The sequence below is a fragment of the Pseudomonas sp. DCA-1 genome (genome assembly GCF_046523955.1).
GTDB classification, from domain to species: domain Bacteria; phylum Pseudomonadota; class Gammaproteobacteria; order Pseudomonadales; family Pseudomonadaceae; genus Aquipseudomonas; species Aquipseudomonas putida_Y.
The window spans coordinates 4,976,770-4,999,519 of the sequence record NZ_CP169881.1 but is presented as its reverse complement, the minus strand read 5'-3'; the positions used below and the strand labels follow the sequence as shown (position 1 = coordinate 4,999,519).

The 22,750-nt window shown below is 61.2% G+C and carries 18 protein-coding genes and 1 tRNA gene; 10 read left to right on the top strand and 9 right to left on the bottom strand.

What is annotated here, in order from left to right; all coding sequences use genetic code 11:
• Positions 1-51 precede the first annotated feature (51 nt).
• From ACE4QZ_RS23545 to ACE4QZ_RS23505, 9 genes are all read left to right on the top strand, one after another.
• A tRNA-Met gene (locus tag ACE4QZ_RS23545) sits at positions 52-128 on the top strand.
• A 129-nt stretch (positions 129-257) separates the two neighbouring features.
• On the top strand, positions 258-716 hold the full coding sequence (gene rimP / locus ACE4QZ_RS23540; RefSeq protein WP_003249960.1) for a ribosome maturation factor RimP: 459 nt from the start codon (positions 258-260) through the stop codon (positions 714-716).
• Positions 717-775: 59 nt separating this feature from the next.
• Positions 776-2,257, top strand: coding sequence for a transcription termination factor NusA (nusA, locus tag ACE4QZ_RS23535; protein ID WP_410480201.1), 1,482 nt, complete (start codon positions 776-778; stop codon positions 2,255-2,257).
• 27 nt (positions 2,258-2,284) lie between these two features.
• Positions 2,285-4,813, top strand: coding sequence for a translation initiation factor IF-2 (gene infB, locus ACE4QZ_RS23530; RefSeq protein WP_021784326.1), 2,529 nt, complete (start codon positions 2,285-2,287; stop codon positions 4,811-4,813).
• A gap of 116 nt (positions 4,814-4,929) precedes the next feature.
• The gene (gene rbfA / locus ACE4QZ_RS23525) at positions 4,930-5,328 is read left to right on the top strand and encodes a 30S ribosome-binding factor RbfA (protein ID WP_003249967.1); all 399 of its coding nucleotides are present in this window, start codon (positions 4,930-4,932) and stop codon (positions 5,326-5,328) included.
• A gap of 3 nt (positions 5,329-5,331) precedes the next feature.
• Positions 5,332-6,249 (top strand): tRNA pseudouridine(55) synthase TruB, encoded by a 918-nt coding sequence (truB, locus tag ACE4QZ_RS23520; protein ID WP_021784325.1) that lies wholly within the window; start codon positions 5,332-5,334, stop codon positions 6,247-6,249.
• Between the two features lie 147 nt (positions 6,250-6,396).
• On the top strand, positions 6,397-6,666 hold the full coding sequence (gene rpsO, locus ACE4QZ_RS23515; protein WP_003249971.1) for a 30S ribosomal protein S15: 270 nt from the start codon (positions 6,397-6,399) through the stop codon (positions 6,664-6,666).
• A gap of 250 nt (positions 6,667-6,916) precedes the next feature.
• Positions 6,917-9,022, top strand: coding sequence for a polyribonucleotide nucleotidyltransferase (pnp, locus tag ACE4QZ_RS23510; RefSeq protein WP_004575780.1), 2,106 nt, complete (start codon positions 6,917-6,919; stop codon positions 9,020-9,022).
• Between the two features lie 260 nt (positions 9,023-9,282).
• Entirely contained in the window at positions 9,283-9,633 is a 351-nt protein-coding gene (locus tag ACE4QZ_RS23505) for a BON domain-containing protein (protein ID WP_021784324.1), read from the top strand.
• Positions 9,634-9,708: 75 nt separating this feature from the next.
• On the opposite strand, the gene ACE4QZ_RS23500 is transcribed toward ACE4QZ_RS23505, so the two are convergent.
• Positions 9,709-10,011, bottom strand: coding sequence for a putative quinol monooxygenase (locus ACE4QZ_RS23500; RefSeq protein ID WP_021784323.1), 303 nt, complete (start codon positions 10,009-10,011; stop codon positions 9,709-9,711).
• Positions 10,012-10,071: 60 nt separating this feature from the next.
• On the opposite strand from ACE4QZ_RS23500, the gene ACE4QZ_RS23495 reads away from it, so the two are divergent.
• The gene (locus ACE4QZ_RS23495; RefSeq protein WP_010955354.1) at positions 10,072-10,485 is read left to right on the top strand and encodes a VOC family protein; all 414 of its coding nucleotides are present in this window, start codon (positions 10,072-10,074) and stop codon (positions 10,483-10,485) included.
• A gap of 121 nt (positions 10,486-10,606) precedes the next feature.
• On the opposite strand, the gene ACE4QZ_RS23490 is transcribed toward ACE4QZ_RS23495, so the two are convergent.
• The 8 genes from ACE4QZ_RS23490 to ACE4QZ_RS23455 all read right to left on the bottom strand — a co-directional run bounded on the left by ACE4QZ_RS23490 (position 10,607) and on the right by ACE4QZ_RS23455 (position 22,317).
• Positions 10,607-13,543 (bottom strand): DUF748 domain-containing protein, encoded by a 2,937-nt coding sequence (locus ACE4QZ_RS23490; protein ID WP_274102053.1) that lies wholly within the window; start codon positions 13,541-13,543, stop codon positions 10,607-10,609.
• A 78-nt stretch (positions 13,544-13,621) separates the two neighbouring features.
• The gene (locus ACE4QZ_RS23485; RefSeq protein WP_274102052.1) at positions 13,622-14,491 is read right to left on the bottom strand and encodes an oxygenase MpaB family protein; all 870 of its coding nucleotides are present in this window, start codon (positions 14,489-14,491) and stop codon (positions 13,622-13,624) included.
• 42 nt (positions 14,492-14,533) lie between these two features.
• Positions 14,534-16,468, bottom strand: a complete 1,935-nt coding sequence (gene acs / locus ACE4QZ_RS23480) for an acetate--CoA ligase (RefSeq protein ID WP_021784320.1) — start codon at positions 16,466-16,468, stop codon at positions 14,534-14,536.
• A gap of 198 nt (positions 16,469-16,666) precedes the next feature.
• On the bottom strand, positions 16,667-18,331 hold the full coding sequence (pgi, locus tag ACE4QZ_RS23475) for a glucose-6-phosphate isomerase (RefSeq protein ID WP_021784791.1): 1,665 nt from the start codon (positions 18,329-18,331) through the stop codon (positions 16,667-16,669).
• A gap of 204 nt (positions 18,332-18,535) precedes the next feature.
• Positions 18,536-19,399, bottom strand: coding sequence for a pantoate--beta-alanine ligase (gene panC, locus ACE4QZ_RS23470; RefSeq protein WP_021784790.1), 864 nt, complete (start codon positions 19,397-19,399; stop codon positions 18,536-18,538).
• Complete coding sequence (panB, locus tag ACE4QZ_RS23465) at positions 19,396-20,196, bottom strand: 3-methyl-2-oxobutanoate hydroxymethyltransferase (RefSeq protein WP_021784789.1); 801 nt, start codon at positions 20,194-20,196, stop codon at positions 19,396-19,398. The genes panC and panB overlap by 4 nt, the downstream gene beginning before the upstream one ends.
• 262 nt (positions 20,197-20,458) lie before the next feature.
• A complete protein-coding gene (folK, locus tag ACE4QZ_RS23460; RefSeq protein ID WP_021784788.1) occupies positions 20,459-20,938 on the bottom strand; it encodes a 2-amino-4-hydroxy-6-hydroxymethyldihydropteridine diphosphokinase in 480 nt (159 codons plus the stop codon).
• The gene (locus tag ACE4QZ_RS23455) at positions 20,935-22,317 is read right to left on the bottom strand and encodes a polynucleotide adenylyltransferase PcnB (RefSeq protein WP_021784787.1); all 1,383 of its coding nucleotides are present in this window, start codon (positions 22,315-22,317) and stop codon (positions 20,935-20,937) included. The genes folK and ACE4QZ_RS23455 overlap by 4 nt, the downstream gene beginning before the upstream one ends.
• Positions 22,318-22,750: the final 433 nt, after the last annotated feature.

Below are 22,750 nucleotides of genomic sequence, written 5' to 3'. Positions count from 1 at the left end.
TGGATTTGACCCTCAACAGGGTTCGGTCTTATACTTTTGCCCCAGCTTTGTCGCGGGGTGGAGCAGCTTGGTAGCTCGTCGGGCTCATAACCCGAAGGTCGTTGGTTCAAATCCAGCCCCCGCAACCAGCTTCAGCGGAGCCCCTTTTCAGGGGCTTTTTGCTAACCGAACAGTTTCGGCGTCGTTGTCCTACGGCGCTTTCAGGGATGGGCGCTTCGCCCATTTTTTATTTGCACAGCATGCACGAGGGGGTTCAGGTGTCGAGCAAGCTAGAACAGTTGCAGGCCTTGTTGGCCCCGGTTGTCGAGGGTCTGGGCTATCAGTGCTGGGGGATCGAATACGTTTCCCAGGGTAAGCATTCGGTACTGCGCATCTACATCGACAAGGAAGGCGGTATTCTGGTGGACGACTGCGAAGCAGTCAGCCGTCAGGCCAGCGCAATCCTCGATGTGGAAGATCCAATCAGCAGTGAGTACACCCTCGAGGTGTCTTCTCCAGGCATGGATCGCCCACTGTTCACGCTGGAACAGTTTGCCTCGCATGCCGGCGAACAAGTGAAGATCAAGCTGCGCTCACCCTTCGAGGGTCGTCGTAACTTCCAGGGCCTTCTCCGCGGTGTGGAGGAGCAGGATGTGGTGGTCCAGGTGGACAACCAGGAGTTCCTGTTACCGATCGACTCGATCGACAAGGCCAATATTATTCCCAGTTTTGACTGAGACGTGCCGGGCCCGGCGGACTATCCGGGCCCAATGGCTTGCGCAAGGCGAGGCGTACGATGAGCAAAGAAGTACTGCTGGTTGTTGAATCGGTATCCAACGAAAAAGGTGTACCGCCCGGCGTCATTTTCGAAGCGCTGGAAGTGGCCCTGGCCACTGCAACCAAAAAACGTTTTGAAGACGAAGTCGACCTACGTGTGGAAATCAACCGCCACACGGGTAGCTACGAGACTTTCCGTCGCTGGACCGTGGTCGACGAAGCCGATCTTGATGATCCGGCGATCGAGACCTGGCTGGACAAGATCAAGGACACCCACCCTGAAGCCAAGGTCGGTGACGTGATCGAAGAGAAGATCGAGTCCATCGAGTTCGGTCGTATTGCCGCCCAGACCGCCAAGCAGGTCATCGTGCAGAAGGTCCGTGAGGCCGAGCGTGCCCAGGTGGTCGATGCCTACCGTGAGCGCGTTAGCGAGATCATCTCCGGTACCGTAAAAAAGGTTACCCGCGACAACGTCATCGTTGACCTGGGCAACAACGCAGAGGCCTTGCTGGCCCGCGAAGACATCATTCCGCGCGAAACCTTCCGTGTTGGCGTGCGCCTGCGTGCGCTGCTCAAGGAAATTCGCACTGAAAACCGTGGCCCACAGCTGATCCTGTCGCGCACTGCGCCGCAGATGCTGATCGAGCTTTTCCGCATTGAAGTGCCGGAAATTGCCGAGGGCCTCATTGAAGTCATGGCTGCTTCCCGTGATCCGGGTTCGCGAGCCAAGATTGCCGTCCGCTCCAAGGACAAGCGTATCGATCCGCAAGGTGCCTGCATCGGCATGCGTGGTTCGCGCGTCCAGGCCGTATCCGGGGAGTTGGGTGGTGAGCGTGTGGATATCGTCCTTTGGGACGATAACCCGGCGCAGTTCGTCATCAACGCCATGTCGCCGGCTGAAGTCGCGGCGATCATCGTTGATGAAGATGCCCATGCCATGGACATCGCCGTCGCCGAGGACAACCTGGCCCAGGCCATTGGCCGTGGCGGTCAGAACGTTCGCCTGGCCAGTCAGTTGACCGGCTGGACCCTGAACGTGATGACCGAAAAGGACATCCAGGCCAAGCAACAGGCCGAAACCGGTGACATCCTGCGCAATTTCATCGAGGAACTGGAAGTCGACGAGGAGCTGGCCCAAGTGCTGGTCGACGAAGGCTTCACCAGCCTTGAAGAAATTGCCTACGTACCGTTGGAAGAAATGCTCAACATCGATGGCTTTGACGAAGATATCGTCAATGAGCTCCGCGCTCGAGCCAAGGACCGTTTGTTGACCAAGGCCATCGCTACCGAAGAAAAACTGGCAGACGCCCACCCGGCCGAAGACCTGCTCTCCCTTGAGGGCATGGACAAAGACCTGGCGGCTGAACTGGCGGTGCGCGGCGTGGTTAACCGCGAAGACCTGGCCGAGCAGTCGATCGACGATCTGCTCGACATCGACGGCATCGACGAAGAGCGTGCCGGCAAGTTGATCATGGCCGCCCGAGCCCACTGGTTCGAGTAATTAGGCGCGGCCTGAGGAGAGAAGTGCATGACGCAAGTCACGGTGAAAGAACTGGCCCAAGAGGTCGAGGCACCGGTAGAGCGCCTGCTGCAGCAGATGCGTGAGGCAGGTCTGCCGCACACCGACGCCGGTCAGGTAGTGACCGACAATGAGAAGCAGACCCTGCTGACTCATTTGAAAAGCAGCCACAAGAGCAAGGCGGAAGAGCCGCGCAAGATTACCTTGCAGCGCAAAACCACCAGCACCCTGCGTGTCGCCGGTAGCAAAAGCATCAGCGTAGAAGTACGCAAGAAGAAAGTTTTCGTTCAGCGCAGCCCTGAAGAAATCCAGGCTGAGCAGAAGCGTGAGCAAGATGAGCGCCGCGCGGCTGAAAATGCCGCTCGCGACAAGGTCGAGGCCGAAGTTCGCCAGCGCAACGAAGAGCAGGCTCGCCGTCAGGCGGCCGGCTCCGCAGCCGCCGCTCCTGCACCTGCCGCCAAGCCAGAGCCGGCGCCTGCCGCTGCTCCGGCCCCGGTAGTCGCAGACGCCCCGGCCTCTGAAGACGCCGCAGCCCGTGCTGCAGAGCGCAAGAAAGACGAGACCCGTCGCAACGAAAGCCGTACCCGTGATGACGACCGTCGTCGTGGCGAAGCACCTCGTGTGTCGATCAAGGTCAAGGTCAAGGAGAAGGAAAAAGCGCCGACTCCACGTGCGGCTCCGCGCACTACCGACGAAGAGAGCGATGGCGCTCGTCGTGGCCGCGGTGGCAAGAGCAAGCTGAAAAAGCGTAATCAGCACGGCTTCCAGAACCCGACCGGCCCCGTCATCCGTGACGTGACCATCGGCGAGACCATCACGGTCTCCGAGCTGGCTAACCAGATGTCCGTCAAGGGCGCTGAAGTGGTCAAGTTCATGTTCAAGATGGGTACCCCGGTCACCATCAACCAGGTGCTCGACCAGGAAACCGCTCAGCTGATCGCAGAAGAGCTGGGCCACAAGGTCACGCTGGTCAGCGATACCGCCCTGGAAGACTCCCTGGCCGAATCGCTGAAGTTCGAAGGCCAGACCGAGTCGCGTGCGCCGGTGGTTACCGTCATGGGTCACGTTGACCATGGTAAGACCTCGCTGCTCGACTACATCCGTCGTGCCAAGGTTGCCGCTGGCGAAGCCGGTGGTATTACCCAGCACATCGGTGCCTACCACGTGGAAACCGACCGCGGCATGGTCACCTTCCTCGATACCCCAGGTCACGCTGCGTTTACCCAGATGCGTGCCCGTGGTGCCAAGGCGACCGACATCGTCATCCTGGTGGTGGCGGCGGACGACGGTGTGATGCCACAAACCCGCGAAGCCGTTCAGCATGCCAAGGCAGCCGGTGTTCCGCTGGTCGTTGCGGTGAACAAGATCGACAAGCCAGGTGCTGACCTCGATCGCATCCGTAACGAGCTGTCCGTCGAAGGCGTTACCTCCGAGGACTGGGGTGGTGACACGCCGTTCGTCAAGGTTTCGGCGAAGATGGGTACCGGTGTCGACGAACTGCTCGAAGCCGTTCTGCTGCAGGCCGAGATCCTCGAGCTGACCGCTACCCCGACCGCCCCAGGTCGTGGCGTGGTCGTCGAATCGCGCCTGGACAAGGGCCGCGGCCCGGTGGCGACCATCCTGGTTCAGGACGGTACCCTGCGTCAGGGCGACATGGTCCTGTGCGGTTCCAACTATGGCCGCGTACGCGCCATGCTCGACGAGAACGGCAAGCCTGTGAAGGAAGCCGGCCCGTCGATCCCGGTCGAAATCCTCGGCCTGGACGGTACTCCGGAAGCCGGTGACGAGCTGTCCGTGGTTGCCGACGAGAAGAAAGCCCGTGAAGTTGCCCTGTTCCGTCAAGGCAAGTATCGCGAGGTCAAGCTGGCCCGTGCTCACGCCGGCAAGCTGGAAAACATCTTCGAGACCATGGGTCAGGAAGAGAAGAAAACCCTCAACATCGTTCTCAAGACCGATGTGCGTGGTTCTCTGGAAGCGCTGCAGGGTTCGCTCGGCGGCCTGGGCAACGACGAAGTGCAAGTGCGCGTGATTGGTGGTGGCGTCGGTGGTATCACCGAGAGCGATGCCAACCTGGCGCTGGCTTCGAATGCAGTACTGTTCGGCTTCAACGTGCGTGCCGATGCCGGTGCGCGCAAGATCGTCGAGCAGGAAGGTCTGGATATGCGTTACTACAACGTGATCTACGACATCATCGAAGACGTCAAGAAGGCCCTGACCGGTATGCTCGGCAGCGATGTTCGCGAGAACATCCTGGGTGTCGCCGAAGTACGTGACGTGTTCCGTTCGCCGAAGTTCGGCGCCATCGCTGGCTGTATGGTCATCGAGGGTACCGTGTACCGCAACCGTCCGATTCGCGTACTGCGTGATGACGTTGTGATCTTCGAAGGCGAGCTGGAATCGCTGCGTCGCTTCAAGGACGATGCCTCCGAAGTCCGTTCGGGCATGGAGTGCGGTATTGGCGTCAAGAGCTACAACGACGTCAAGGTCGGCGACAAGATCGAAGTCTTCGAGAAAGTCCAGGTGGCTCGTACCCTTTAAGGGCGAGCGAGCCGCAAGCGCCTGCTACAGGGCGGCTTGCGGTACCTCTTCAGGTAGCGCCCGGTCAGGCATTCGTCTGTCCGGGCGTTTGCCGCTTTAAGTTACAGGTAGCAAGAATGGCCAAAGAATATAGCCGTACCCAACGTATTGGCGATCAGATGCAGCGCGAGCTGGCCGAGCTGATCCGTCGCGAAGTCAAGGACCCGCGTGTCGGTCTGGTGACTATCACCGCCGTGGACGTGAGCCGTGACCTGGGCCATGCCAAGGTGTTCATCACCGTCATGGGCGAGGAAACCCCGGATGCCGTGCAGCAATCGCTCAAGGCATTGAATAGCGCCGCCAGCTTCCTGCGTCTGCACCTGGGGCGTTCGATGCAACTGCGCAGCGTGCCGCAGCTGCACTTCCATTTCGATGAAAGTGTCAGCCGTGGTGTGCACCTGTCGGCGCTGATCGAGCGTGCAGTGGCCGAAGACCGCCTGCACAAGGATGCCGACGAGTCGGACACCAAGGAGTAAGCGGTGGCCCAGGTCAAACGTATCCGCCGCAATGTCAGCGGCATCATCCTGCTCGACAAGCCGCTGGGCTTCACGTCCAATGCCGCCTTGCAGAAAGTGCGTTGGCTGCTCAACGCGGAAAAGGCCGGCCACACCGGTAGCCTCGACCCGCTGGCAACCGGCGTGTTGCCGCTGTGCTTCGGTGAAGCGACCAAGTTTTCGCAGTACTTGCTGGATTCCGACAAGGGCTACGAAACCGTCATGCAGATGGGGCAGACTACCAACACCGGCGATGCCGAAGGTGAGGTGCTGCAGACCCGCGACGTGACCGTTGGTCGCGCCGACATCGAGGCGCTGCTGCCACGTTTTCGCGGCCCGATCAGCCAGATACCGCCTATGTACTCGGCGCTCAAGCGTGACGGCCAGCCGTTGTACAAACTGGCACGTGCAGGAGAGGTAGTGGAGCGCGAGGCGCGTTCTGTTACTATTAACCGCTTGGAGTTGCTCGAGTGCGAAGGCACCCGTGCACGGCTGAGCGTAGGATGCAGCAAAGGCACCTATATCCGCACGCTGGTGGAGGATATCGGTGAAGCCCTTGGTTGCGGCGCCTATGTCGCCGAGCTGCGCAGGACCCAGGCTGGGCCCTTTGCGCTGGCACAGACGGTCACCCTCGAGGAACTCGAACAGGCCCATTCCGAAGGTGGCAACGAAGCGCTCGACCGCTTCCTGATGCCATCGGACAGCGGGCTGCAGGACTGGCCGTTGGTCAGCCTGTCGGAACACAGTGCGTTCTACTGGCTGCATGGGCAGGCTGTACGCGCGCCGGACGCGCCACAATTTGGCATGGTCCGGGTACAGGATCACAATGCGCGCTTCATCGGTATCGGTGAAGTGAGCGAAGACGGGCGCATTGCGCCGCGTCGGCTGATTCGGTCGGAATGACCGAAACCGCGGGGCCAGGCAGTTGCCGAGCCCCACGGCATCAAGGGTGGCTGTCAGTAGGCACGGTCACACCTTTTTTATTAATACAGGGATTTGTCCCTGGCCTATTGGACCCCGCATGCGGGATCCGTTATCAGGAGAAGCCAAATGGCCCTCAGCGTTGAAGAAAAAGCTCAGATCGTTGCCGAATATCAGCAAGCCGCCGGCGATACCGGTAGCCCGGAAGTGCAGGTTGCTCTGCTGACCGCCAACATCAACAAGCTGCAAGGCCACTTCAAGGCCAACGATAAAGACCACCACTCCCGTCGTGGTCTGATCCGTATGGTCAACCAGCGTCGTAAGCTGCTGGATTACCTGAAGGGCAAAGACACCACTCGTTACAGCGCCCTGATCGGTCGCCTGGGCCTGCGTCGCTAATAGCGGCCTGGTCAGTGGTGTGCGTGGGGTGTCGCAGGCTTCGGCAGGGCTGTTTTGCAGCGCTGCCGTTGGACATGCCACGCGTATCTCCGAGGTTGGCAGCCTGGCAATGCTGAGCGGTTTTTCCGCTTGGTGCCAGGCTCCCAGCCTCGTGTTGTATCTGGACGGTCAATGGGGCCGATTCCCCGTTCTGCCCAAGAATTCGCAAGAAACCAGTTCCCCCAAGAGCCACTGAAAAAGGTAGGAAACCGTGAACCCGGTAATCAAGACTTTCCAGTTCGGTCAATCGACCGTCACTCTCGAAACGGGCCGTATTGCCCGTCAGGCAACCGGCGCCGTGCTGGTTACCGTCGACAACGACGTCACCGTGCTGGTGACTGTGGTAGGCGCCAAACAGGCTGATCCAGGCAAGGGTTTCTTCCCGCTGTCGGTTCACTACCAGGAAAAGACCTACGCCGCTGGCAAGATCCCAGGTGGCTTCTTCAAGCGTGAAGGCCGTCCTTCCGAGAAAGAGACGCTGACCTCGCGCCTGATCGACCGTCCGATCCGTCCGCTGTTCCCGGAAGGCTTCATGAACGAAGTGCAGGTCGTCTGCACCGTGGTTTCCACCAGCAAGAAGACCGATCCGGACATCGCTGCGATGATCGGTACCTCGGCTGCCCTGGCCATTTCCGGTATTCCGTTCGAAGGCCCGATCGGCGCTGCCCGCGTTGCCTTCCACGAAAGCACTGGCTACCTGCTGAACCCGACCTACGAGCAACTGGCTGCCTCGAGCCTGGACATGGTCGTTGCCGGTACCTCCGATGCTGTACTGATGGTTGAGTCGGAAGCTCAAGAGCTGACCGAAGACCAGATGCTGGGTGCCGTACTGTTCGCCCACGACGAGTTCCAGGCTGTTATCCAGGCTGTCAAAGAGCTGGCTGCCGAAGCTGGCAAGCCGACTTGGGACTGGAAACCTGCCGTTGCCAACACCGAGCTGTTCAATGCTATCCGCGCCGAGTTCGGCGAAGCGGTTTCGCAGGGCTACACCATCACCGTCAAAGCCGACCGCTATGCGCGTCTGGGTGAGCTGCGCGACCAGGCGGTTGCCAAGTTCTCCGGTGAAGAAGGCCAGCCTTCGGCTTCCGAAGTCAAAGACATCTTCGGCGAAATCGAATACCGCACCGTTCGCGAAAACATCGTCAACGGCAAGCCACGTATCGACGGCCGCGACACCAAGACTGTACGCCCGCTGAACATCGAAGTAGGTGTGCTGCCGAAAACTCACGGTTCTGCACTGTTCACCCGTGGCGAAACCCAGGCCCTGGTCGTTGCGACCCTGGGTACTGCCCGTGATGCCCAGCTGCTGGACACCCTCGAAGGCGAGAAGAAAGACCCCTTCATGCTGCACTACAACTTCCCACCGTTCTCGGTAGGTGAGTGTGGCCGCATGGGCGGTGCTGGCCGTCGCGAAATCGGCCACGGCCGTCTGGCCCGCCGTTCGGTTCAGGCCATGCTGCCTGCTGCTGACGTGTTCCCGTACACCATCCGTGTGGTTTCGGAAATCACCGAATCCAACGGCTCCAGCTCCATGGCTTCGGTCTGCGGTGCTTCCCTGGCCCTGATGGACGCCGGTGTGCCGATGAAGGCGCCGGTTGCCGGTATCGCCATGGGCCTGGTCAAGGAAGGCGACAAGTTCGCGGTCCTGACCGACATCCTGGGTGACGAAGACCACCTGGGCGACATGGACTTCAAGGTAGCCGGTACCGCCAAAGGCGTCACTGCGCTGCAGATGGACATCAAGATCAACGGCATCACCGAAGAGATCATGGAAATCGCCCTGGGCCAGGCCCTGGAAGCGCGCCTGAACATCCTCGGCCAGATGAACCAGGTCATTGGCCAGTCGCGTACCGAACTGTCGGCCAACGCCCCGACCATGATCGCGATGAAGATCGACACCGACAAGATCCGCGACGTCATCGGTAAAGGCGGCGCCACCATTCGCGCCATCTGCGAAGAGACCAAGGCTTCGATCGACATCGAAGACGACGGCTCCATCAAGATCTTCGGCGAAACCAAGGAAGCGGCAGATGCTGCCAAGCAGCGCATCCTGGGCATCACCGCTGAGGCCGAGATCGGCAAGATCTACGTCGGCAAGGTTGAGCGCATTGTCGACTTCGGCGCCTTCGTCAACATCCTGCCTGGCAAGGACGGCCTGGTGCACATCTCCATGCTGAGCGATGCTCGCGTCGAGAAAGTCACCGACATCCTGAAAGAAGGCCAGGAAGTCGAAGTGTTGGTACTGGACGTGGACAACCGCGGCCGTATCAAGCTGTCGATCAAAGACGTTGCTGCGGCCAAGGCCTCGGGCGTCTAAGCGACACACGCTACAGAGAAAGGGCCCCTCGGGGCCCTTTTTTCATGGGCGACGGGAACCTTTTGCGGACTTGCATCTTGCATGCAGGTTTACCGCGCTGATTGCAAAATGCACGACCATCGAAGTGATGGCTGTTTGCTAACTTATTGATTTAAAAGAGAATAATAGAAGCGGCAAAGCTGGCACAGCCCGTGCAACTACCTTCATACCTGCCGCCAGGACATACGGCGCAGACCTTTCGAAAAACAGGAGTGACCCACATGAAGAAGTTCGCCATTGCTGCCGCTACTGCTACCGCTCTGACCCTGACCATGGCTAACGGTGCATTTGCCGCTGAGCCAACCCAGGCTCCAGTCATGTTGGCGGCCAACACCGTCGACAACGCCAAGCAAGAAGGCTCCGACACTTGGATCACTACCAAGGTGAAAGCTGACCTGCTGACTGAAAAAGGCATCCCAGGCAGCGACATCAAAGTCGAGACCAGCCAAGGTGTTGTGTCCCTGTCTTCTGATGTGAAGGTTACCGAATCGCAGAAAGAAGAAGCGGTACGCATCACCAAGAACATCAAAGGCGTCAAGAGCGTAATGTCTGACGGCCTGAAAGCCGAATAAGGAATGTCCCGTCGGCCAAATGGATTTGGCCACTTTCATCAAAGCCCTGGCCCGTGCCAGGGCTTTGTCTTGCGCTCAATACGCCGGGTTGCGTGTGATGACATCGCTTTCGAAGCATTCCTGCTCAAGGATCAGAGGCTCTACCAATGGGCGGCTGTCGCGAAAATGCGCGGTCTGGGTATGTGCTTCATACGCAGCATCATCGCGGTAGATTTCGTACAGGTAGATCACCTCCGGATCGACTCGGTCCTGTGACACATCGAACACCAGGCAGCCTGGCTCACTCGCCACGGAAGCTGCAGCATTGACCTTGATTGCACTCAGAAAAGCGTCGGCGCATCCAGGCTTCACTCGGGTCTTGATGAACAGGCTATACACAAATGGCTCCTTTTGTTTTAAATTCAATAATGAATTGTATACAAAAATGGAGCTTCGCCAATGTCCGAATTGCCTGCACGCCCTGGCCGCCTGAATGGCCTGCGCCACATCGCCCTGCTGGTGCCCAACCTGGAGGAATGTGAACGCTTCTACGTCGATGTGCTGGGCATGGAAGTGCTGAATCGCGCCAATGAGGACCTGGTGTATCTCACCTGCGGTAACGACAACCTGTCGCTTGGGCGTGGGGCAGGGGCGGCCAACGGGTTACAGACCCTGGATCACTACGGATTCATCGTCGACAGCGTGGAGGAGCTGGAAGCCTGGTACCAGTACTTCAAGGCTCATGGTGTGACCTTGCTCGACCGGCCGTTCAATCATGGTGACGGCGCGCGTAGCTTCCACCTGCTGGACCCGGCTGGGAACAAGGTTCAACCGCTGTATCACCCGGCGGTGTCGGGGCAGCGGTTGGTTTGAAGCCCGTACTGGCCTCTTCGCGGGCACGCCCGCTCCCACAGGTATTGCGCAGGTCCGAGGTTGTGCGCCATCTCTGTGGGAGCGGGCGTGCCCGCGAAGAGGCCAGGCCTGCCAGAGGGGATTACTCGGCATCCAGGTGCATCGGCGTAATCACTCGCCCATCGTCCTCAGGCTGGCCCAGGCTGGTATCGATGAAGTACACCCGGTCATCTTCCAGCTTGCCCTTGTCCACCAGGTAATCCTTGATGCTGCTGGCCCGCTCCTGGCCCAGTGTACGCAGCAAGGCGGTACTCTCAGCCCATGACTTGATCACCGCCTCGCGCAGCTTGGCGGTACGCTCGTCACGGCTCAGTTGCTCCCATTCTGCGGGGGGCTGCTTTTTCAGGCGGCTGCGGTAAATGCCTTCGAGCATCGCGGGCTTGTCGCTGTCGTCGACCACCAGCATCGAGGCATTGGCCGGCACCTTGTCACCCCGTCGCTGCAGGATTTTGTACCAGGTGGCCTGGTACTCACGCTCCAGACGCTGTTGGGCGATCAGCGGGCCGTCGCTGGCCTGGGCGCTGGTGCCTTCGATTTCCAGGCGCAGTCCCGGGCGCTCTTTCAGTGCGGATGCCAGCTTGTCCAGGGACGCCTGGGCATCGCCGCTGAGTTCGCTGGAGCCCGGGGCGAACGCCACGTTGCCAAGGTCTTCCGAGCCGCCGCCGCTGATCAGCCCGCCAATGAATTTGAATGGCGCCTGCGCCGCGCGCAGTACCAGGTTGCGTAGGGTTTGCCAAACGATCGGCATCACGCTGAATTGCGGGTTGTTGAGGTCGCCAGACACCGGCAGCTCGATCGAGATCTTGCCCTCGGTATCCTTCAGCAGTGCTACCGCCAGGCGGATAGGCAGGTCGACCGCATCCGGGCTGTCGACTTTCTCGCCCAGCTGCAGTTGTTCCACTACCACCTTGTTCTCGGCCTTGAGCTGGCCGTTGGTGATCAAGTAGTGCAGGTCCAGGTTCAGCCGGCCCTTGCGGATTCGGAAACCGGCGAACTTGCCGGAGTAGGGCGTCAACGTGGTCAGTTCGACGCGCTTGAAGCTGGTGGCAATGTCCAGGCTGGCCAGTGGGTTGAACGGGTTGAGTGCGCCCTTGATGGTAACCGGAGCGTAGCGGTCTACCTTGCCCTTGACGTCGACCTTGGCCGGCAGCGGCTTGCGGTTGTCGATGGTGCCGATCTGGCCGTTGAGTTGCTGGATGGCCGTGGCGAAGTTGGGGGTAAGCGACAGGTCGGCAAAGTTGGCCGAGCCGTCCTTGATGTCGATCTGGCCGATATGGATGCCGAGCGGCTTGCTGTTGCTGGCCGTGGTCGGCTTGGCCTGGCTGCTCGTCGGGGCGCCGGCCGGTTGCGGGATCAGCAGGTCATTGACGTTGGTAGTACGGTCTTCGTTGATGATGAAGCGTGCATAGGGCTGCAGCAGGGTCACCTTGTCGATCGACAGTGCATCGCCGTGCACGTAGGACAAGCCGTCCACGTTCACCTGTTGCCATTTGACGAAGTCGCGGCTCTTGATGGTGTCGAGGGTATGCAACTGGCTGACCTGCGCCTTGCCGGTAACATTGAAGGCCAGCGGTGCGGTGTTCTTCAGGTCGACCTTGAGGTCGCTGGAGAGCATGCCACTGCGCAGCTCCAGCAGGATGAACGGGCTGATGTAGGCCTGGGCCACACGCAGGTCGATGTCGCGGGTGCTCACATCCAGCTTTGCCCATATCGGTGCCAGGTTGACTTGGCCTGCGGCCTGCAGCTTGCCTTGCTTGCCCACACCAGTGTCGAGTTTGACGGTGAAGGGCGACTGGTTGAGGCTGTCGAAACCTTGCAGGTCGGCATTGAGAGGGCCAATGTCCAACGCTACCGGTTCCTTCTGGCTGCGATCTGCCAGGTGCACCAGGTAATTGCGCAACTGCACGTCCTTGAGCAGCACTTGCCAGGGTTTGCTTGGCTCCTTGGCAGCTTTCTCTTCAGGCGTAGGTTCTGCGGCAGCTGGCTCGGCCTTTTCCTTCGGCGTGGCCTTGGCGGGTTGGCTGGCGAACAGCTTCTGCCAGTCGAGCTGGCCGTCTTTTTCCAGCGCCGCCCAGGTTTCGAGTTTTTCGCTACGGACCTTGCCCACGATGACCTGCTGTTTGACCAGATCAATGGAAGTTTCGCTAACCGCCAGGCTGGCCAGGCGTGCCAGCGGTCGGCCATCCGGCGCCTTGATGGCGAATGGCGCGATCTGTACGGAAGCGTTATCCAGCAGCAGCTCGGTCTGTTTGGCGAGGTTGAGCGTGTAATGCGTATCGAGGTTGAACACGCCGTCTTCCAGCACCAGAGGCACGGCATCGCGCACGTAGGGCCAGAACAGCTTCATCTTGCCGTCAGTGACCTTCAGTGTGCCTTCGGAGGCGATCGGCGACAGGCTCAGTGTACCCTTCCAGTCCACGCGTCCGCCGTTGGGGCCGCTGGCCACCAAGGTCATGTCGGCGCTGTCGTTGGGCAGGGTGCTGAGGTTTTTCAGCTCCAGACTCATGTTGTCGTAGAGGAACTCGATCGGCTCGCTGGGGCGCAGGTCCTCGAAGTGCAGGTAGCCTTCGACGAGCTTGATGCTGCCAATACGTAGCGGGAACGGGTCGCTGGGTGGCTCTTCGGGTTTGGCTTCGCTGGCCGGTAGTTTGAACAATCCGGTCAGGTTGAGGGTGCCGTCTTTGGCGAACAGCACTTCGTTGCGCGGTTTGTCGAGTTCCACTGCTTCCAGATGCAGGGCTTTGGTCCACAGGCTGTCGAGCGAGGCGTTAGCGTAAAGACGCTCGAAACCGACCTGCTCCTTGCCCGGCTCGCCGATCTGCAGGCCCCACAGCGTCAGCTCGAGGCTGAAGGGGTTGAGTTCGATCCGCTCGAGGTGGGCCGGCACGGTGGCGTATTGGGCCAACTGCTGGTTGGCGATGCGCAGTGCAACACCGGGAAGAATGAGAAAGCCGAGCAGGCTATACAGGGCTACCAGGGCCACGATTGCGCCAGCGGCGCGAGTCAATCCTTTGTACATGTGTCGCTTCGTCTGTCTAAGCCGGAGTGCTTGGAGTATGGCACGTTAAATCAGTTCCGCAGGGGCGACCTTTTGCGCTCAATCAATGCCCATGCGTCGTTTGGCCCGGTGTGCCGAGCCGTCGCGCATTGCCCAGCGCAGAACCGGCGCGGTGCCGCGCAGGCCCAGGCGGATCAGGCGCTGCTGCAGGGGCCCGTGCTGCAGCCCGAGCATGGCCTGGGCCCAGCCGGGCAGCAAGTCGATACCCGCGTGCAGCATCAGTTTGCCAACCGGCTGTGCCAGGCGGCTGGGGGCCGGGGCGTCGAGCAGGATCTGTATGACCTTATGGCTGCGCGCATCACAGTGCAGCTGCGGGCGCATGTGTTGCAGATAGTCTTCAACTTGCTGGCACGAGCGCGGTACGTCACGGGCACCAAGGCGCTCGGCGATCAGGGCGATTTCGTTGTAATAGGCATTTTGCTCGGCGCGTGGCAGGTGTGGGTTGCGGTAACGTAGGTGGGCGGCGAGGAAACTGCTGACCTCCGCTACGTGCACCCAGGTCAACAGATCCGGGTCGCTGGCCGCATAGGGGCGGCCATCTGGTGCCGTGCCGGTGACCTGCAGGTGAATGGTGCGCACTTTGTCGATCAGCCACTCGGCATCGCCGGTGGCGCCGAAGGTGGTGCCGGAAATGAACTGGCTGGTGCGGCGCAAGCGGCCGAGCAGGTCTTCACGAAAATTGGAGTGGTCCCATACACCGGCCAGGGCCAGAGGATGCAACAACTGCAGCATTAGCGCGCTGATGCCACCGACCAGCATGCTAGGGAAGTCGCCATGTACCCGCCAGCTGATGCTGTGTGGGCCGAACAGGCCGGGGTCGCCCTTGGGCGACTCCAGGTCGAGCTGGCCGAGGGCCAGCCCAGTGAGGCTCATGACCTGGGTTTCGATGCGGCGACGAAGGGCTTCCATGGCGACCTGTTGTGCAGGGCGGCCATGGTTGGCGGCCGCCGGTTACTGGTTGAGGCGTTTGTCGATCAGGCCCTGTACCACGCTTGGGTCGGCCAGGGTCGAGGTATCGCCCAGGTTTTCCAGCTCGTTGCAGGCGATTTTGCGCAGTATACGCCGCATGATCTTGCCTGAGCGCGTCTTGGGTAGCGCTGGCGCCCACTGAATCAGCTCAGGCTTGGCGAAACTGCCGATTTCCTTACTGACCAGGGCAAACAGCTCGGCCTTGAGTGCGTCATCCGGCGACACGCCATTCATGGTCGTGACGAAGGCGTAGACGCCCTGGCCCTTGAGGTCGTGGGGGTAGCCGACCACTGCGGCTTCCGCCACGCTGTCATGCAGCACCAGTGCGCTTTCTACTTCCGCGGTGCCGATGCGGTGCCCGGAAACGTTGATCACATCGTCGATGCGCCCGGTGATCCAGTAGTCGCCATCGGCGTCGCGGCGGGCACCGTCGCCGGTGAAGTAGTAGCCAGGCAAAGGCTTGAAGTAGGTGTCGACCATCCGCTGGTGGTCGCCGTAGACACTGCGGATCTGCCCGGGCCAGCTGGCCTTGATTGCCAGCAGGCCGGCGCCGGGGCCTTCGATCAGTTTGCCTTTTTCATCCAGTAGCACGGGTTGCACGCCGAACATTGGCTGGGTGGCGCAGCCGGGTTTGAGCGACTGCGTGCCGGGCAGTGGGGTGAGCATGATGCCGCCGGTTTCGGTCTGCCACCAGGTATCCACAATCGGGCAGCGCTTCTGCCCGACCTCCTCGAAATACCATTCCCAGGCTTCCGGGTTGATCGGCTCACCGACGCTGCCCAGCAGGCGCAGGCTTTTGCGCGAGGTGCTCTGCAGTGGCGCGGAGCCCTCGCGCATCAGGGCGCGCAGGGCGGTCGGGGCGGTGTAGAAGATGTTCACCTGGTGCTTGTCCACCACCTGCCAGAAGCGCGAGGTGTCCGGGTAGTTGGGCACGCCTTCGAACATCAGCGAGATTGCGCCATTGGCCAGCGGGCCGTAGACGATGTAGCTGTGGCCGGTCACCCAGCCGACATCGGCGGTGCACCAGAACACTTCGCCGTCACGATAATCGAACACCACCTTGAAGGTCATCGTTGCCTGCAGCAGGTAGCCGGCGGTGGTATGCAGCACCCCTTTGGGTTTGCCGGTACTGCCGGAGGTGTAGAGGATGAACAGCGGGTCTTCGGCTTCCATCGGCTCAGGAGGGCAGTCGTCGCCGGCGGCCTCCGTCGCTTCGTGGTACCAGAGGTCGCGGCCCTCGGCCCAGGCCACATCGCCGCCAGTGCGGCGCACCACCAATACACTACTGACCGCTGGGCAGTTGGCCAGGGCCTTGTCGACATTCTGTTTCAGCGGGATGCGCTTACCGCCACGCACACCTTCATCGGCAGTGATCACGGTGCGGCAGTCGGCATCGAGAATTCGGTCACGCAGGGCATCGGGGGAGAAACCGCCGAACACCACCGAGTGGATGGCGCCGATGCGGGTGCAGGCAAGCATGGCGAAGGCGGCCTCGGGGATCATTGGCATGTAGATGCACACCCGATCGCCTTTCTTCACACCACGCGCTTTCATTGCATTGGCCAGGCGGCAGACCTGACGGTGCAGTTCGCGGTAGGTGATGGCCTTGGAGTCCTTGGGGTCGTCGCCCTCCCACAGCAAGGCCGGTTGCTCGCCGCGCTGGGCCAGATGGCGGTCGATGCAGTTGTAGCTGACATTGAGTTGCGCACCGTCGAACCAGCGGGCCTTGCCGGTATGCAGGTCGCATTGCTGCACGCTCGACCAGGGCTTGATCCAGTCCAGACGTTTGGCTTGTTCGGCCCAGAAGGTGTCTGGGTCTTCGACCGACTGGCGGTAGAGGCGGCGGTAGTCTTCGGGGGTGAGGGCGGCGGACTGGCTGACAGCCAGGGCCTGGGGGTATTTGCGGATATCGAACATGGCGGGTGGTCCTGCTCTTGTAAGGGGCGATGGACTGCAACGGCTATTCGATAAGACAGTGTAGCTGGGAGCGGTGTTCAACCTGGGCAGGCCTCTTCGCGGGCTTGGCCGCTCCCATAGGTACTGCACAGTCGTCGAGGGCTGTGTTGTACCTGTGGGAGCGGGCAAGCCCGCGAAGAGGCCGGCGAAGGTATCAAATCACCCGCGGTGACGGCCGCGGAAGTAGTTGATCAGGCCCTGGGTAGAACCGTCTTCGGCGCTGTCTTCCAGGCTGCCGACCAAGCGCTGGTAAACGCCCTTGCCCAGTTCCTTGCCCAGCTCGACGCCCCACTGGTCGAAGGCGTTGATACCCCAGATAACGCTCTGGACGAACACCTTGTGCTCGTACATGGCCACCAGCGCGCCCAGGCGGCGCGGGCTGATGCGCTCGACCACCAACGTGTTGCTCGGGCGGTTACCCGGGATCACCTTGTGCGGGGCCAGCTTTTCGATGTCCGCTTCGTTGAGGCCTTTGCCGCGCAATTCGGCTTCGGCTTCCTCGCGGGTTTTGCCCAGCATCAGCGCCTGGCTCTGCGACAGGCAGTTGGCGTACAGCCACTGGTGGTGGTCGGCCACTGGGTTGAAGCTCACCACCGGCACGATGAAGTCGGCCGGAATCAGCTGGGTGCCCTGGTGCAGCAACTGGTGGTAGGCGTGCTGGCCGTTGCAACCCACGCCGCCCCAGATTACCGGCCCGGTGTCGGTCTTCACCGGGGTACCGTCTTGCAGCACGCTCTTGCCGTTGGATTCCATGTCCAACTGCTGCAGGTGCTTGGTGATGTTGCGCAGGTAGTGGTCGTACGGCAGGATCGCGTGGCTGTTCGCGTCCCAGAAGTTGCCATACCACACGCCCAGCAGAGCCAGTAGCACCGGCATGTTCTTGTCGAACGGTGCGGTCTGGAAGTGCTGGTCCATGGTGTAGGCACCGGACAGCAGTTCCTTGAAGTTGGCAGTGCCGATGGCCAGGGCGATCGGCAGGCCGATGGCCGACCACAGCGAGTAGCGCCCGCCCACCCAGTCCCACATCGGGAAGATGTTTTCTTCGCGGATACCGAACGCTACAGCAGCGGCCTTGTTGCTGGAAACTGCAATGAAGTGGCGGTACAGCTCGGCTTCCGAGCCGCCTTGGGCCAGGTACCAGGTCCGCGCGGCCATGGCGTTTTTCAGCGTCTCGAGCGTATTGAACGACTTCGACGAGACGATGAACAAGGTGGTTTCGGCGCGCAGGTTGGCCGACAGTTCGTGGAACTCACTGCCGTCGATGTTGGCCAGGTAATGGCAGCGTACGCCGCGCTGGGCGTAGGGTAGCAGCGCTTCGGAAACCAGCTCGGGGCCAAGGAAGGAACCGCCAATACCAATGTTGACCACGTCGGTGATTGGCTTTTCGCTGTAGCCGCGCCACAGGCCATCGTGAATGCGGCCGACCAGTTCGGTAATCTGGTTGAGCACCTTGTGCACTTCCGGCATGACGTTCACGCCGTTGACACTGAGTTTGTCACCTACAGGCCGGCGCAAGGCGGTGTGCAGCACCGGGCGGCCTTCGGAGGCATTGATGATCTCACCACCGAACATCGACTTGATGGCGTCCTGCAGGCCCACTTCATTGGCCAGGTTGACCAGCAGATCGCGGCTTTGCTCGGTGATCAGGTTTTTCGAGTAGTCGAGGAACAGGCCGCAAGCGCTGAGGGAAAACTGGTCGAAGCGCTTGGCATCGGCGGCGAAGGCTTCGCGCATGCTGAAGCTTTGCATGGCGTCGCGGTGTTTCTGAAGCGCCTGCCAGGCGGGCAGGGCCGTCACATCGTGGGGTGTACGGTAATACGCCATTGCGCGGGGGTCCCTTGGTGCGTGGTGAGGGCTTGGACACGGCAGTCATTGCCGGGTTCAGGCTGGCATCATTATAGGCAAAGGCCACGCGCTGGGAATGGGTATGGCAGGGGGATTTTGGGGGACTTTGTAAGCAAATCCGCTCCTGCAAGTGAATATAGGAGCGGGCTTGCCTGCGAATGGGCTGCAGGCAGCCCAAGGCCATTATGCGGTCTTCTCTTCCACATGCAGGTAGAGGTTGTCGATCAACCGCGTGTTACCCAGGTAAGCCGCCGCAATCACCACCAGGTCTCGATCATCGATCACTGCCGGGCGCAGGCTTACGGCATGGCGTACTTCCAGGTAATCCGGGCGGAAACCCGCTGCGCTCAGTTGTGCCTGGCCTTCAGCGACCAGCGCGGCAAAATCCCGCTGGCCACGGCCGATGCCCACTGCGATGTGTTGCAGCGTGCGGTACAGCGCTGGCGCAGCAGCACGCTGCTCTGGCGTGAGGTAACCATTGCGCGATGACAGCGCAAGGCCATCCTCGGCACGCACAGTGGGTTCGCCGATGATCTGGATCGGCATGTTCAGGTCGCGCACCATGGCGCGGATCACCGCCAGCTGCTGATAGTCCTTTTCGCCGAACACGGCGAGGTCTGGCTGGACCATGTTGAACAGCTTGTTCACTACGGTGGCCACACCCTCGAAGTGCCCAGGCCGGCTGGCGCCGCACAGGCCTTCGGAAAGCTGGGGCACGCTGACACGGGTTTGCACGCTCATGCCGTCGGGGTACATCTCTTCCACGGTGGGCGCGAACAGCAGGTTGCAGCCGGCCTGCACCAGGCGCTCCTGGTCGGCTGCCAGGGTGCGTGGGTATTTGTCGAGGTCTTCGTTGGCGCCAAATTGCAGCGGGTTGACGAAGATGCTGGCGACCACGAAATCGGCGCGCTGCGCCGCCTTGGATACCAAGGCTGCGTGGCCACTGTGCAGGTTGCCCATGGTCGGCACGAAACCGATGCGTTTGCCTTCACCGCGAGCGCGGGCCACTGCCGCGCGCAGTTCGCGGACGGTCTTGACTGTATTCATGCACTGAACCCGTGTTCGCTGCCTGGGAAACTGACTTGCTTGACTGCCTCGACGTAAGCGACGAGGGCACTGTGGATATCCGGTTGGCCCTGCATGAAGTTCTTCACGAACTTCGGTACCCGGCCGCTCAGCGACAGGCCGAGCATGTCGTGCAGTACCAGCACCTGGCCATCGGTGGCGTTGCCGGCGCCAATGCCGATTACCGGGATGCCTACGGCGTTGGTGATTTCCGCCGCCAGTTCGCTGGGGACGCATTCGAGCAGCAGCATAGCCGCACCGGCCTGTTCCAGGGCAATGGCGTCGGCGCGCATCTGCCGGGCCTGGGCTTCCTGGCGGCCCTGCACTTTGTAGCCGCCCAGCACGTTGACGGTTTGCGGGGTCAGGCCCATGTGCGCGCACACTGGCACACCACGTTCGGCCAGCAAGCGGATGGTTTCGGCCAGCCAGGCTGCGCCTTCGATCTTGACCATGTGGGCGCCGGCCTGCATCAGTGTGGCGCTGTTGGCAAAGGCCTGCTCCGGCGTGGCGTGGGCCATGAACGGCAGGTCGGTGAGGATCAGCGCGCCGTCGTTGCCGCGTTTGACGCTGGCGGTGTGGTAGGCCATTTCCGCCGTGGTGACCGGCAAGGTGCTGTCGTGGCCCTGCAGGACCATCCCCAGCGAGTCGCCCACCAGCAACACTTCAACGCCGGCCTGGCTGGCAGCCTTGGCGAAGGTCGCGTCGTAGCAGGTCAGCATGGTGATTTTTTCACCCTTGGCCTTGAGGCCGTTAAGGGTGGTAAGGGTTACTTCAGGCATGTAGGAAATTCCTCGTTCAGGCGCTGTAAAAAACGACTGCATTCAACGCGTGTAGTCATCTTCCGGAGCGGCACATCATCGCGCGTGATGTTCGGGCACAGGTCCGTCCGGGCCTAAATACGGGTATGCGGCACTTTGGTGCCACACGGGACGCCTATAGTCGTGAGCGAGGTGTGGGAAGTCAATCACCCTGTTACCGCATTGTTACGATCAGGGTGTTACTGGCGTTACCGAGGTGGCAATGCAGGCTGGAACGCCCGGTTTACAGGCGTTCCAGGCCGACGAACGGGCATTCGTCGAGCAGTTGCGCGAGGGCGCGGCCATCGGCCAGGCGGAAATCGCCCGGTACCAGTTCGGCCAACGGATACAGCACGAAGGGGCGGGCATGCATGTGGTAATGCGGCACTTTCAGGCGTGGCTGGTCGAGCACCTGGTCACCGAACAGCAGGATGTCCAAATCCAGCGTGCGCGGGCCCCAGCGCTCTTTGCGCACGCGGCCCTGGTCGTTTTCGATGGCCTGCAGCGCATCGAGCAATGCCAGTGGTGCCAGGGCGGTGTCCAAGGCGGCGACAGCATTGGTGTAGCGCGGTTGGCCGGGCAGCAGCGAATCGCTGGTGTACAGGGCCGAGGCGGCTACCAGGCGCGTGGCTTCGACCTGGTCGAGCGCCTGCAGGGCGCTACGCAACTGCTCGGCAGGGGCGTCCAGGTTGCTGCCCAGGCCTATGTAGGCGCGAATGGTCACTCGAACGCCTCGTCGCCACTGCGCTTGCGTTTGCTGCCGCTGCGCTTGCGCTTGCGCGGGCCGGCGCTTTCGTCGCGGCTGCCAAGCTCACGGATCATCTCGCGGCGCTCGCTGTCGTTTGCGTCCTGGTAATCGGTCCACCACTGGCCCAGGTCGTCGGTTTCTTCCCCGGCGCTTTCACGCAGCAGCAGGAAGTCGTAACCGGCGCGGAAACGCGGGTTGTCCAGCAGCATGTCGGCGCGTTTGCCGCTGCGGCGCGGCAGGCGCTCCTGCATGTCCCAGATTTCGCGGATCGGCAGGGTGAAACGCTTGGGGATGGCAATGCGCGCGCACTGCTCAGCGATCAGGTCGTGGGCCGCACCGTTCATGGCCGGGATCGGCGGTACGCCCTGGTTCTGCAGGTGCAGCACACGGGCCGGCAGAGCTGGCCAGAGCAGAGCCGCAAACAGGAAGGCTGGCGTCACCGGCTTGCCCTGCTTCACGCGCAGGTCGGTGTTGTTCAGCGCCTGGCTGATCAGCGTGTGGGTGTAGGTCGGCCGCTCGTCCAGCGCGTGGGCACTGGCCGGGAACAGCGGTTCGAACAACTCCAGATCGACCAGCATTTCGAAGGCCATGGCACCTTGGCCGCTGAGGAACAGCTTGAGGCATTCCTCGAACAGGCGTGCGGGTGGAATCTCGCGCAGCATCGGGGCCAGACCGCGAATCGGCAGGAAGGTGTGCTTTTCGATGCCAAAGTCGAGCTTGGCAGCAAAACGCACCGCGCGCAGCATGCGCACCGGGTCTTCCTGGTAGCGGTGGGTCGGGTCCCCGATCAGCCGCAGCAGGCGATTGCGCACGTCGTGCACACCGTTGGCGTAATCGAGAATGCGTTCGCTGACCGGATCGTAGTACAGGGCGTTGATGGTGAAGTCGCGGCGTTGCGCGTCCTCTTCCAGGGTGCCGTACACGTTGTCTCGCAGAATGCGACCACTGGCGTTATGCGACGAACGGTGGGCATCGCCCTGATCGCCCTCGGAGTGGTGGGCGCGGAAGGTGGCGACTTCAATGATCTCACGGCCGAAATGCACATGGACCAATTTGAAGCGGCGACCAATGATGCGGGCGTTGCGGAACTCGGCACGGACCTGTTCGGGGGTGGCGCTGGTGGCCACGTCGAAGTCCTTCGGCGTAATGCCCAGCATCAGGTCGCGGACACAGCCACCGACCAGGTAAGCCTGGTAGCCGGCGCTTTGCAGGCGCTCCACGATGTTGACCGCATGACGGCTGAACTGGTGGCGCTGCAGCGAATGCTGGCTCTTGTTGATCACCTCGGGCGTGGTGCGCCTGTGGTGCGGGCCCGGTACGGGCGGGCGGAAAGACTGGAACAGCTTCTTCAGCATGGGATGCACTGTGTGAAGGAATGTTCGGCCAAGAATAGGAGAATGGCCGCATGATGGGCGGGGATTCTAGCATTTACTCGGGGAATGGTGTAGGCGGGTAGCAGGATGCCTGCCAGAAGGGTAGAAATGACAAGGGGAGCCTAAGCTCCCCAAGAAGTCATTGCGTGCTCTTATTGTTTTTTTGCTGGGCTTCTTGTTTTTGTTGAGTGCCCTGTCCACAAATCTCGAAGCTTGTGGACGACCCCCAAACCGGGGGTAAAGAGCAAACGGATTGCTTTGGCCGCTGATGACACGTTGATCTGTCGATCCAACCAGTTCAGGCGCTGCTTTTTAGTGCAGTTTTTGTTGTTCTCTGCCTGGTTGTGGGGCAAGCCCCAAACACGCATCCTCTCCAAAAGAATCAGTTAGCTGCGCCTCCGCCGTCTTGTTTTTA

Bases quoted from the DNA above. Each gene is read 5' to 3' on its own strand.
- nusA (WP_410480201.1), top strand. From the start codon at position 776: ATGAGCAAAGAAGTACTGCTGGTTGTTGAATCGGTATCCAACGAAAAA.
- panB (WP_021784789.1), bottom strand. From the start codon at position 20,196: ATGCCTGAAGTAACCCTTACCACCCTTAACGGCCTCAAGGCCAAGGGT.
- ACE4QZ_RS23490 (WP_274102053.1), bottom strand. From the start codon at position 13,543: ATGTACAAAGGATTGACTCGCGCCGCTGGCGCAATCGTGGCCCTGGTA.
- pgi (WP_021784791.1), bottom strand. From the start codon at position 18,331: ATGGCGTATTACCGTACACCCCACGATGTGACGGCCCTGCCCGCCTGG.
- rpsO (WP_003249971.1), top strand. From the start codon at position 6,397: ATGGCCCTCAGCGTTGAAGAAAAAGCTCAGATCGTTGCCGAATATCAG.
- acs (WP_021784320.1), bottom strand. From the start codon at position 16,468: ATGTTCGATATCCGCAAATACCCCCAGGCCCTGGCTGTCAGCCAGTCC.
- ACE4QZ_RS23505 (WP_021784324.1), top strand. From the start codon at position 9,283: ATGAAGAAGTTCGCCATTGCTGCCGCTACTGCTACCGCTCTGACCCTG.
- rbfA (WP_003249967.1), top strand. From the start codon at position 4,930: ATGGCCAAAGAATATAGCCGTACCCAACGTATTGGCGATCAGATGCAG.
- ACE4QZ_RS23455 (WP_021784787.1), bottom strand. From the start codon at position 22,317: ATGCTGAAGAAGCTGTTCCAGTCTTTCCGCCCGCCCGTACCGGGCCCG.
- panC (WP_021784790.1), bottom strand. From the start codon at position 19,399: ATGAATACAGTCAAGACCGTCCGCGAACTGCGCGCGGCAGTGGCCCGC.
- ACE4QZ_RS23495 (WP_010955354.1), top strand. From the start codon at position 10,072: ATGTCCGAATTGCCTGCACGCCCTGGCCGCCTGAATGGCCTGCGCCAC.
- ACE4QZ_RS23485 (WP_274102052.1), bottom strand. From the start codon at position 14,491: ATGGAAGCCCTTCGTCGCCGCATCGAAACCCAGGTCATGAGCCTCACT.
- infB (WP_021784326.1), top strand. From the start codon at position 2,285: ATGACGCAAGTCACGGTGAAAGAACTGGCCCAAGAGGTCGAGGCACCG.